The 10,843-nt window shown below is 73.3% G+C and carries 7 protein-coding genes and 3 pseudogenes; 5 read left to right on the top strand and 5 right to left on the bottom strand.

Annotated elements, in window-relative coordinates:
* The coding region (locus ACWEKM_RS44150; protein ID WP_451626953.1) for an MmyB family transcriptional regulator at nucleotides 1-676 on the bottom strand (676 nt) is incomplete at its 3' end.
* Between the two features lie 232 nt (nucleotides 677-908).
* Between ACWEKM_RS44150 and ACWEKM_RS44145 the strand changes: the two genes are divergently transcribed.
* The 4 genes from ACWEKM_RS44145 to ACWEKM_RS44130 all read left to right on the top strand — a co-directional run bounded on the left by ACWEKM_RS44145 (nucleotide 909) and on the right by ACWEKM_RS44130 (nucleotide 3,940).
* Nucleotides 909-1,565: a helix-turn-helix domain-containing protein gene (locus ACWEKM_RS44145; RefSeq protein WP_451626952.1), complete on the top strand. Its 657-nt coding sequence runs from the start codon at nucleotides 909-911 to the stop codon at nucleotides 1,563-1,565.
* Nucleotides 1,566-1,597: 32 nt separating this feature from the next.
* The gene (locus tag ACWEKM_RS44140) at nucleotides 1,598-2,167 is read left to right on the top strand and encodes a toxin-antitoxin system, toxin component (protein WP_451626955.1); all 570 of its coding nucleotides are present in this window, start codon (nucleotides 1,598-1,600) and stop codon (nucleotides 2,165-2,167) included.
* A gap of 208 nt (nucleotides 2,168-2,375) precedes the next feature.
* On the top strand, nucleotides 2,376-2,600 hold the full coding sequence (locus ACWEKM_RS44135; RefSeq protein ID WP_451626951.1) for a hypothetical protein: 225 nt from the start codon (nucleotides 2,376-2,378) through the stop codon (nucleotides 2,598-2,600).
* Between the two features lie 215 nt (nucleotides 2,601-2,815).
* Entirely contained in the window at nucleotides 2,816-3,940 is a 1,125-nt protein-coding gene (locus ACWEKM_RS44130; RefSeq protein ID WP_451626950.1) for an ATP-grasp domain-containing protein, read from the top strand.
* Between the two features lie 243 nt (nucleotides 3,941-4,183).
* Here ACWEKM_RS44130 and ACWEKM_RS44125 read toward each other — a convergent pair whose 3' ends face one another.
* From ACWEKM_RS44125 to ACWEKM_RS44115, 3 genes and pseudogenes are all read right to left on the bottom strand, one after another.
* Nucleotides 4,184-7,234, bottom strand: a complete 3,051-nt coding sequence (locus ACWEKM_RS44125; RefSeq protein ID WP_451626949.1) for an alpha-mannosidase — start codon at nucleotides 7,232-7,234, stop codon at nucleotides 4,184-4,186.
* Between the two features lie 32 nt (nucleotides 7,235-7,266).
* Entirely contained in the window at nucleotides 7,267-8,604 is a 1,338-nt protein-coding gene (locus tag ACWEKM_RS44120) for a 6-phospho-beta-glucosidase (protein WP_451626954.1), read from the bottom strand.
* Nucleotides 8,581-8,915 (bottom strand): annotated as a pseudogene (locus tag ACWEKM_RS44115) (DeoR family transcriptional regulator); the annotation flags it as partial. The gene ACWEKM_RS44120 and the pseudogene ACWEKM_RS44115, both read right to left, overlap by 24 nt.
* 123 nt (nucleotides 8,916-9,038) lie before the next feature.
* Here ACWEKM_RS44115 and ACWEKM_RS44110 point away from each other — a divergent pair.
* Nucleotides 9,039-9,273, top strand: a pseudogene (locus tag ACWEKM_RS44110) (MMPL family transporter); the annotation flags it as partial.
* Between the two features lie 334 nt (nucleotides 9,274-9,607).
* Here ACWEKM_RS44110 and ACWEKM_RS44105 read toward each other — a convergent pair.
* Nucleotides 9,608-10,843, bottom strand: a pseudogene (locus ACWEKM_RS44105) (FAD/NAD(P)-binding protein); the annotation flags it as partial.

Genomic DNA, 10,843 nt, shown 5'->3' with positions numbered 1-10,843 from the left:
CGGGGGGGGGGGTGGGCGGCCGGGCCGGCGGGGCGGGGCGGCCGGGGGGGCGGCGCGCGCCCCCCCCCCCCCCCCCCCGGCCCGCACGTCGGGAGTCACGCAGCACGAGTGTGAGACGGGTGTAGCCGAGTTCCTGGAGGGTCTTCGTGGTGTCGTCCACGATCCGGCAGTCGGTGGCGCCCCAGCGCGGGTCCGGGTGGAGCAGCGGGCGGACGGCGCCGTCATGCTCGGCGGCAGCCTCGCCGACCGCGCGGATCCAGTGCGGCAGGCCCTGCCGGAAGGCGGCCTCCATGATCGGGTCCTGGGCGATCTCCCGGCGGATCGCCTGGAGTCCGTGGTCATGGGCGTACCGCTCCAGGGCGGACTTGAAGTGGGCCAGCATCGGCAGGCCCCAGCTCGACTCGTGCTCCCCGAGGACCATGCCCGCGTCGGGATGGAACAGGACGAACCGGAGGAAGTTGTCTCCGGGCATGGCCGTGGGATGCGGGCCGACCCCCCGGAAAAGTGACTCGAACGCGCCGTTGGCGAGGACCACGTCCCAGCGATGGTCGACGACGAGGGACGGGAACGGGACCGACTCCAGGAGCGTGGCGTAGTCCTGGAGATACGCCTGGGCCTCGCGGCCCTCGGGGACGGGCCGCGGCACCGGCCGCTGCCCACCTGCCTGATATGCCATCGGGAGGTCACCCCTCTTGCCTATGCGGCCTTCACGCGGCGATGTGATCCTGCTGCCCCGATGACAGCCATGTCAACTATCGTGGCATTTCGTGCTCGTTGACGGCTGAAATTGGCCACAGTTGTGGCGAGACCTGGCTGCGGGTTCGCGGCAGGGGCTACTCTCCGGGAGGTTCACGGCAATCTCTGGTGGCAGGGCGCTGAATCCCTCAAGAGACATAGGAGTTCTGTCGGTGACGGATGGCTACGACGATCCGGGCGCCACGGCGACCGCCCAGCTGCCGGCCGTCGTCGCCCGCGTCACCACGCTCGCCGACCGGCTCGGCGTGCCGCACCCCGAAGTCTTCGACGTCAGGCGGCTCTCCGTCGCCTGTGGCGTCCCCGAACCCGTCGTCAGGGCTCTGCTGAGCGGCCGGCCCACGGGCGAACCCGATGTGCAGGCCCGCTTTCTGCAACGGCTGGACCTGCTGCGCCGCACCCGGCTCAAGTCCAACGGGCGCAGGTACACCCAGCAGGAGATCGCCGACGGCGCGGGCATGTCCCGGCAGCAGGCGGGCGCCCTCATCAACGGCGACCGGCGGCCCACCATGGAGCACTGCGACGCCCTGCAGCGATTCTTCCGCGTGCACGCCGGATTCCTCACCGCGGAGGACCCCGAGGCCGTCGCGGGCGCGCTCCAGCGCACCGAGCAGGAGCTGCTGCAGAAGCTCGCGGACCGTGAGCGGGAGGCGGCCGAGGCCGCCGCGGACCCGCTGGAACGGCTGCTGCAGGACCACGGTGTGCGGGGCATCGCCTGGCGCGCCGCGCAGCTGCCCACCGACCAGCACCGGGACAAGGTCGCCGAGTGGCTGGACATGCTCCTGGAGAGCGTCAAGCGGCCCGAGTCGTGAGCCGGGGGAGGAACGTGGGCATCGGCAAGGACATGCGGCGGCTGTGCGGGGCGCTGCTCGGAGAACTGACACTGCCCGCGCCTGCCCATCCGCAGGACCTCTACACCGCGCTGTGCGACGCGATGAGCCGCCGCCGCGGCCGTCCCGTCCACTTCCGTACCGCCGTCTTCCCGGCCGGCACCGCGAGCGGGCTGTGGCTGGACATGACGGACCAGGACCTCATCGTGATCGAGGAACGCACCGCGCCCGACCACCAGTTGGTGATTCTCGGCCATGAGCTGTGGCATATGAAGGCCGGGCACCACGGCCATCCCGTCGGCGGTGTGGCCGTGGCCGCGCGCCTGCTCGGCGACGGCCACCGAGACGGCGGCGAGGGCGAGGGCGACGGCGGTCGGGCCGCGCTCCAGGCGGCGGTGCACAGGATCGCCGCGCGCACCCGCTTCGACCTCCACGACGAGCGCGAGGCCGAGGCATTCGGCCTGCTCCTCGCCAGCAAGTGCCGTACGTGGCTGGCGGGTTCGGCACTGCGCGGCCCCGTGCAACGCGACCATCTGGCGGGCCGGATCGAGGCGTCCCTGGGCTACCGCGGCCCCCAGGGTTGACCGCCCCGGCCCCGTCGGACCGCAGCGGGTTCCGTCAAGCCCGCAGCGGGCTTTGCCAAGGTTCCGGCTCGGCCGAGCGGGCGACAACGGGTGTGGACGCGGGGCGTTGTCAGTGGTGGGCGGCAAGCTGGAGGGGCGCCGCCGCAAGGCGCGGCGTACGCGCCGTCCCGGCGCGTGACCGCGGAGCCGACCCGGGGAGAGCCGACCGATGCCCACCGCCGTACTGACCGACCGTGAGCGCACCGCCGTACAGGCATATCTGCGGCTGCTCCATACGGTGCGCGCGACCTTCGACGGCCCACCGGACGGCGGACCGTTCCTGGTTCCGCCCCAGGTGCTCGCCGAGGCGGAGCAGGCGATGACGGACGCGGGGCTCATGGGCAACGAGGAGGCGTTCTTCCGGCTGCTGCACACCTGGTGCCCACGGCCCTGACGAGTGGCGGCGGGGCCCGGGGAGCGCAAGAACCGACACCCGGTGTGGGGGAATCCGTAACACGCGCGTTGCAGAGGGGCCTCCGGAAAGCCGTATGATCGCCCCAACACCACCGTCACGATCTCCCTTTCCAGGGCGGTTCGGTGTCCCTCCCACCACCTTGCCCGGGCACGGGCCGCTGCGCCCTGCCCGAAAACCCCCGAAAGGCGGCCCGCATGTTCTCCCGCGTACGCGTCTGGCTCAACCGCACGTACGCGGAGAACGTGTTCTTCATGGATCAGCTGCGCAGAAATCCGAGCGACCGCGCGGTCGAGATCCATGCCACGCACGGGGACGCCGACTCCCCCGTGCTGGCCGCCGCCGACACCGCCGACCTGGAACCGGAGGGCCTGTCCCCGGCCGGGTACGTCGAGTACGCGCTGGACCAGTGCGCACGGCGCGGCATCGACGTGTTCGTGCCCCGGCTGCACCAGGCGGCGATCGTGGCGCACCGCGCCGAGTTCGAGGCGGCCGGTACGGCGCTGCTGGCGCCTACGCCGCAGGCGATCGCCGTCTTCGAGGACAAGGTGACCGCGTACGAGGCGGTCCGCTCGGTGGGCGTGCCGGTGCCGCCCTTTCGGCGGGTCCGGACGGCCGACGAACTCCTCGCGATCGTCGAGGAGTTGGAGGCGGGCGGGCACAGGGCGTGCTTCAAGCCGGCCACCGGCGCCGGCGGGGTGGGCTTCCGTATGATCACGCGCAGCCCCTTCTCGCTGCTGCACCTGGGCGGATTCCCCGGCCCCTATGTCCAGTTGGACCTGGTCGTCTCGGCGCTCCGCCGGGCCGAGCACCCGGTGGACTGGCTGGTGATGCCGCGGCTGGAGCAGCCGGAGGTGTCCGTGGACTGTCTGACCGGACCGGACAACCGGGTCCGGCTGGCCGTCGGCCGCACCAAGAACGGCCGCCGCCGCGGGTTCACGCTCAATGAGCAGTGGCTGGAGCCGGCCCGGCTGATCGCCGAGGGCTTCGGGCTGCACCATCTGTCCAACATCCAGTTCCGGATGTACGGCGACCGGCCGGTGCTGCTCGACGTCAACACCCGGCCCGCCGGCGGCCTGTACCAGCTGTCCCTGTGTGGGATCAACGCCCCGTGGGCGGCGGTGCAGTTGGCGCTCGGGGAGGACCCGGGCGAGATCGTGCCGCCGTTCCTGGGGCAGGACTACACGGTGGTGTCGGGGCCGCGTCCGGTGTGCCCCGTCCCGGTCGCTCAGCAACGGCCGGAGGAGACCGGTCCGTTGCTGCCGCCTTTGCCCGCGCCCACGGAGCCGGTGGAGACCACGGCACAGGCGCTGCCCCTGTAGGCGCTGCCTCTATAGGCACTGGCCCTATAGGCACTGGCCCTATACGCGCTTGGCCGGCCGGCGGCGGACCGGCCGCGGGTGCGGCGTCGGCGTCGGCAACGGGCCGTCTGTCATGTCACGTGCTTGCCGGAAGGCTCATCGTGCCGCAGGCATGCCGGGGACCGAGCCCCGCCAGGGGCGCGGGGAACTGCGCGCTCGGCCACGACGGCGCCGCAGCCGTTCAACATCCGTCCCTGAAACCCCTCATGCCCCGCCGACGGCCAGACGCAGGGTCTGCACCTCGAACGGCCGCAGGGTCACCGGCACGGCGTCCCCGTCCGTGCCGGCCGCCCCGAGCGGGCGCTCCAGCAGGTCGGTCAGCTGGGCCCCGGCCAGCGGGAACCCGGTGCGCAGCCGACCGGCGGCCCGGCCGCCGCGGGACTCGTAGATCCGCACGATCACCTCGCCGGAGCCGTCGTCGGCGAGCTTCACCGCTTCCACGGTGACGCCTTCGCCCTCGGCCGAGACGACCGGCCGCGGGGCACCGGCAGAGTCCGCCGACCGCAGCGGCAGGTTGAGCGCGTACCCCTCGGCGATCGCGTCCTCGATGCTCGCGCCGGGCAGCAGCGCGTAGGTGAAGCGGTGCCGCCCCTGGTCGGCCCCCGGGTCCGGGACACGCGGGGCGCGCACCAGGCTGAGCCGGACCGTGGTGGTCGTCCCCCCGTCCGCACGGACGGTGCGGGTGACGTCGTGGCCGTAGGTCGAGTCGTTGATGACGGCGACGCCGTAGCCGGGCTCGGCGATGTGCACCCAGCGGTGGCCGAAGACCTCGAAGCGGGCCGCCTCCCAGCTGGTGTTGGTGTGGGTGGGCCGCTGGATGTGTCCGAACTGGATCTCGGCGCTGGAGTGCGGGGCCCGGATGTCGACGGGGAAGCCCGCCTTGAGGATCTTCTCCGTCTCGTGCCAGTCGATCTCGGTCTCGAAGTCGATGCGGGGACTGCCGGCCCGCACGGTGATCGTCTGGGTGATCCTTGATCCCTTGCCGAAGGAGCGTTCCACCCGGATGGCCCCGATCAGCGGGTCCTGTTCGACGACCGTCACCGAGTCCGGCTCCAGCAGGTCGGTGTGGCGGTTGCGGTAGTGCTCGTCGATGTCCCAGGCGTCCCAGGAGTTGGGCAGGTCGGTGTGCAGGCGCAGCAGATTGCCCCGGTCGGCGAGGACCTCGCGGTCCGCCCGCAGGTCGCGCACGGAGGCCAGCGCGCCGTCCGCGGCGACCTCGACGCGGACCAGGCCGTTGTCGAGCCCCCGCCGCGACACCTCGACCGGACGCGGCGGCGGGGCGGCCCCGGTCAGTGGGGCGCTGCCGTTCGCGGGCACCTGCACATACACCGGTGTGCCCGCGGCGGTGCGGATCACCTCGGCGCGGTCGAAGGGGCTCGTGTTGAACACCCGTGCCGTACCGCCGCCCAGCGCGGCCAGCGCCTGGGCCGTCAGCGTCTCCACCTCCTGTGTGACGCGGGCGTACTCCGCTTCGGCCTCGCGGTGCACCCAGGCGATCGAGGAGCCGGGCAGGATGTCGTGGAACTGATGCAGCAGGACCGTCTTCCACAGCCGGTCCAGCTTGTCGTACGGGTATGCGTAGCCCGGCGCGTGCAGGGCGGCGGTCGTCGCCCACAGCTCCGCCTCGCGCAGCAGGTGTTCACTGCGCCGGTTGCCCTGCTTGGTGCGCGCCTGCGAGGTGTACGTCGCCCGGTGCAGCTCCAGGTACAGCTCGCCGACCCAGACGGGAGCGTTCTCGTACTCTGCGCGGGCCTTGGCGAAGAACGCGTCCGGGTGCTCCACCTCGACCCTCGGGGAGCCCTCCAGGTCGCGCAGCCGACGGGCCCGTTCCATGATCTCGCGGGTGGGGCCGCCCCCGCCGTCGCCCCAGCCGAAGGGCGCGAGCGAGCGCGTGCCGCGGCCCTTCTCCCGGTAGTTGCGGACGGCGCGGGCCATCTCCGCGCCGCTGAAGCGGGCGTTGTAGGTGTCGACCGGTGGGAAGTGCGTGAAGATCCGGGTGCCGTCGATGCCCTCCCACCAGAAGGTGTGATGGGGGAAGGTGTTGGTCTGGTTCCAGGAGAGCTTCTGGGTGAGGAACCATTCGTTGCCGGCGAGTTTGGCGAGCTGCGGGTAGGCCGCGGTGTAGCCGAAGGAGTCCGGCAGCCACACGCCTTTGGTCTCGATCCCGAAGTGCTCGATGAAGAACCGCTTGCCGTGGATCAGTTGGCGGGCGAGGGCCTCACCGCCGGGCAGGTTGCCGTCGGCCTCCACCCACATGCCGCCGACCGGCGCCCACTGGCCGCGCTTGACCGACTCCTGGATACGGGCCCACACCTTCGGGTAGGTGTCGCGCACCCACTCGTACTGCTGGGCCTGCGAGCAGGCGAAGACCAACTCCTCGTACTCGTCGGCCAGCGCGGTCGCATTGGAGAAGGTGCGGGACGTCTTGCGCTTGGTCTCGCGCAGCGGCCACAGCCAGGCCGAGTCGATATGGGCGTGGCCGACGCCGGAGACGATGTGGGCGCCGGCGTGGGCGGGCTTGGCGAGCACGGGCGCGAGCGCGGCGCGCACCGCGGGCGCCGAGCCGGCGATGTCGTCGAGGTCGAGCAGGTCCATCGCACGGTCCAGCGCGTGCATGATCTCGTGCCGGCGCGGCTCGTGCTCGCCCAGCTCCGCCATCAGTTCGCGCAGCACCTGGACGTCCAGGTCGAGGTGGAAGACCTCCTCGTCGAGGACGGCGAGGTCGGCGCGGCGGAAGGTGTACAGGGGCGCGTCCCCGGCGGTGAGCACGTCGCCGAGCGGGGTCGGTGCGGCGAAGCCGTTCGCGAGGATGTCCGGGTTGGATGCCGCCTCGACCAGGTAGTCGACCCACTCGCCGCCGTTCGCGGGGTTGGCGATCGGCACGTACTGGTTGAGCGGGTTGACCGCCTTCAGCGGGGTGCCGTCGGGCAGCTGCACCAGGGCCTCGGCCTGGTTGCCGGGCCGGTCGCCGACGAAGCCGAGGTCGATGACCGCCTCGACACGTCGGCCCGCCCAGTCGTCGGGCACGCGGCCGCGCATCCGGAACCAGGTGGTGCCCCAGGGCGGCCCCCATGGGGTGTTCGTCGCGAAGGGCTCGTAGGCGGCGGCAGCGGCCTCGGCGAAGGGGACGGGCTCCCCCGGCGCCTGCCAGGCCGCGACCTCGAAGGGGACGGTGGCCGGATAGCGGGCGGGCTTGATGCGCTGATGGTGGAGGCGCGCCACGCGCTCCTCGATCCGGCGGCGTTCGTCGTGCATGGAAGCCTCCAAAGAGCAGGGCCGGGTGGCGCTCACTTCAGGTAAGCAAGACCGGGATGGACCTCGGTGTATCCCTCGACCAGTCTGCGGGCCACGGTGACCGAGTCGACCAGCGGATGCAGCGCGAAGGCCGTCACGGCCCTCGCCCGGGAGCCGGACTCGGCCGCGGACAGCACCTCGCGCTCGACCGCCTTGACCGCGCAGACCAGGCCGGTCGCGTGCATGGGCAGCGGGTCGACGGCGACCGGGTGCGCGCCGTTCGCGTCGACCAGGCAGGGCACCTCGATGACGGCCTCGGCGTCCAGCACGGACAGGGTGCCGCGGTTGCGCACGTCGAGGATCAGGGTGGTGCGCTCGTCGCGCGCGATGGCCCGCATCAGGGCGAGGGCCACCTTCTCGTACCCGCCGGAAAGGTCGTCGGCGTCGCGTTCGCCCGCGCCGGCCGTCTCCCGGTTCTCGGCCATGTACGTCTCCTCGCGCTCGGCGCGGGTGCGCTCCCAGGCCGCCAGGGCCGCGGCACCCGGATCCTTCAACTGCGCGTAGAAGCGCGCCTGCTGGTCGCGGAGGAAGGCGCCGCGGGTCTGCCGAGCCTCCTGGTAGGCGCGGACGGTCTCACGGTTGAAGTAGTAGTAGTGCAGGTACTCGTTGGGGATCGCGCCCAGGGATCCGATCCAGTCGGCGCCGAACAGCCTGCCCTCCTCGAATGAGCCGAGCAGCTCCGGGTCGGCGAGCAGCCGCGGGAGTTCGTCGCGGCCGGCGACCCGCAGGCCGCGCACCCAGCCGAGGTGGTTGAGGCCGACGTAGTCGATCCACGCCTGCTTCGGGTCGGCACCAAGCACCCGGGCGATACGGCGGCCGAGACCGTCCGGCGAGTCGCAGATGCCGATGACGCGGTCACCGAGGTGGCGGGACATCGCCTCGGTGACCAGACCGGCCGGGTTGGTGAAGTTGATGACCCAGGCGTCCGGTGCCAGCCGGGCCACACGGCGCGCGATGTCCACGGCGACGGGGACCGTGCGCAGACCGTAGGCGATGCCGCCCGCGCCGACCGTCTCCTGGCCGAGGACGCCCTCGGCGAGGGCCACCCGCTCGTCGTCGGCGCGGCCCGCGAGGCCGCCGACGCGGATCGCGGAGAACACGAAGTCGGCGCCGCGCAGTGCCTCGTCGAGGTCGGTGGCGGCGCTCACCTCGGGCGCGCCGGGCACCCCGGTGGCCTGTTCGGCGAGCACCCGGGTCACCGCGGACAGCCGCTCCGCGTCCAGGTCGTGCAGCACGACGCGGGTGACCCGGCCCTCTGCGCGGTCCGTCAGCAGCGCCCCGTAGACGAGCGGCACCCGGAATCCGCCGCCGCCCAGGATCGTGAGTTTCATGCCGTCTCCTCTTGCGCCTTGTGCACCTCGTCCGCCTCGTTCGCCACCAGCACCTCGACGGAGAAAGCCGACTGGCCGTGCAGCCGGCGGGCCGGCCGGTGGGCGGTGGTGCCGGCGAAGGGCTGGTCGCCCGGCTCGGCGACCGCGCCGCCGTGCACCCGGGTGAGCAGGCCGTCCTCCGCCGGTTCGACCAGGTCGCGCCGGATGGTGGCGGGGCTCGCGCCCAGCCGCTCCGAGAGATCCGTCACGGCCGCGGGGCCGCCGGAGCGCAGGGACCGGAGGATGAGTCGATGCCGTCGTTCCGCCAGCACGGCGTGCACGCTACTCGTCATCTTCGATCATTTCCATGCTCGGTTCTGCTCGCTCATTGACCATGGGCCGCGGCCCGGGCGGCAGCGCCCATCTCACCGTGGCCGCCGCCCGGTTCGGGCCGCTCGGCCCTGCTCCTCGCCGTCGTCCTCGGTGCCTTCATGACGGGCGGGTTCTCCCCGATCCCGCAGATCGGTCCCGGGCTGGCCCGCGCCGTGCTGATCGGCGCGACGGTCGGACGGATGCCGCTGGTTCCGGCGACCATGGTCCTGCCGGGCCACCGGCCGGGTGGGCCACCGGGCCTGGTGTGCGCCGAGGCCGCCGCGCCGGGCACACACCGGGTCGGGGCCGCGCGAGGAGCCGCTGCCGACCGCACTCGACGGCCGGACGACGGGCCGCAGGCTGACGGACTGCCGGACGACGGACCGACGGACCGACGGCTCCCTGGGCCCGCTCCCGCGACGAGCGGACGAGCGGATTGACGGAAGCCGTCCCGGCGCCAGCGCACGGACGGGAACCGGCCCCGCGACGGCGCGCGGCGGCCGGACGGCGCAGCCGGGCTGCACAACGCCCCACAGCCGGACGGCACAACACCCCCACAGTCAGGCAGCGGCGACTCCCCCACCGCCAGGCGGCACAACACCCCACAGCCGAGCGGCGCGACGCTCCCACCGCCGGGCGGCGCGACGCCCCCTCAGCCGGGCAGTGCCGCCAGCAGCCGCCGGTCCCGGGGCGCCGGTTTGCGGTCCAGACGGGCGTCCAGCAGACGGCGGGCCGCGTCGCAGCGGCCGTCGGCCACCAGGGCGTACAGCAGGGTCTCCTCGACGACCTCGCGCTGGGCCGCGCTGCCGCCGACCCGGCGCAGCACGGGCAGCAGCGCGTCGAGTCCGCGGGCCGCCTCGGCGAACCGCTCCTCGACGAGCGCGGCAAACGCCTCGCACAGCGGCGCGATGACGTCCCGCTGCACCGGATCGGCGCCCACCGCGTGGTCGCGCAGGCGGCGCAGCGCGGGCAGATCCCCCGCCGCGGTCAGGGCGACCGCGGCGTGCAGGGCGGTGAACGCGGTCGCGGGCCGCTCCAGCACCTCGCGGGCGACCGAGTCGAGCACGTCGGCGGCGGGCAGTGCGCCGCGCCAGCTGTCACTGAGCCGGGCCCGCCACAACAGCGACCCCGAGTCGACCAGCGCCCGTACCCCGGTCACCCGGCCGGGCGCGAGCTGCGCGAACCAGCGCCTGCGCACCGCGGCCGGGTCGTCCAGGGCGAGTTCGTGCAGGGCGATGTGCCACGAGAAGTGCGCCTTGTGGACGGCGCCCCGGCCCCGGCCGGACACCCAGCGGTCCAGCCAGTCGCGGCCCGCCTCGTGGGCCCCCGACTCGTAGTGGACATGTGCGAGGGCGTGCACGGCGTGCCCGGAGGCCGGCTCGGCGGCCAGCGCGCGGTGGGCCAGCTCACCCGCCTCGTGCAGCCGACCCTGCTCCTGGCGCAGGAAGGCGAGCAGGGAGGTGTGGAACCAGTGCCCGTCGAAGGCCGGCGAGGTCAGGTCGAGCAGCCGGAGGGCGTCGTCGTCGTGCAGGTCGCTGACGCCGGAGAAGGCGATGGTGGGTACGGCCGCGGCGAGCGCGAGCGCGTCGCCGGGGTACGTCCGCAGATGGGCCATGAGTGCCCGGTCCCCGTCGTCGCCGGTGATCCGGCGGGTGACGACGTCCACGAAGGAGCGCTCGCGGTCGTCGGCCCGTTCACGGGCCGCGCGCCGTGCGTCGGCGAGGGCGCGGGGCACGTCGACGGGGGCGGCGCATTCGTGGCCGAGCAGAGCGAGGGCGGCGTGCCCGAGGGCGAAGCCGGGGTCGAGGGCGACGGCACGGGCGAAGCCGTCCTCCGCTCCGGCGCGTACCTTGAGGACCCGGTCGAGCCCGCCGCGGTAGGCGGCGGC

The sequence above is a fragment of the Streptomyces sp. NPDC004752 genome, assembly GCF_053601275.1.
Note: the sequence above shows the minus strand (reverse complement) of the source record. Positions and strands in the feature narration are given on the sequence as shown.

Coding starts and splice junctions, on each gene's coding strand:
- ACWEKM_RS44125 (WP_451626949.1), bottom strand. CDS start 7,234: ATGCACGACGAACGCCGCCGGATCGAGGAGCGCGTGGCGCGCCTCCAC.
- ACWEKM_RS44130 (WP_451626950.1), top strand. CDS start 2,816: ATGTTCTCCCGCGTACGCGTCTGGCTCAACCGCACGTACGCGGAGAAC.
- ACWEKM_RS44135 (WP_451626951.1), top strand. CDS start 2,376: ATGCCCACCGCCGTACTGACCGACCGTGAGCGCACCGCCGTACAGGCA.
- ACWEKM_RS44140 (WP_451626955.1), top strand. CDS start 1,598: ATGCGGCGGCTGTGCGGGGCGCTGCTCGGAGAACTGACACTGCCCGCG.
- ACWEKM_RS44120 (WP_451626954.1), bottom strand. CDS start 8,604: ATGAAACTCACGATCCTGGGCGGCGGCGGATTCCGGGTGCCGCTCGTC.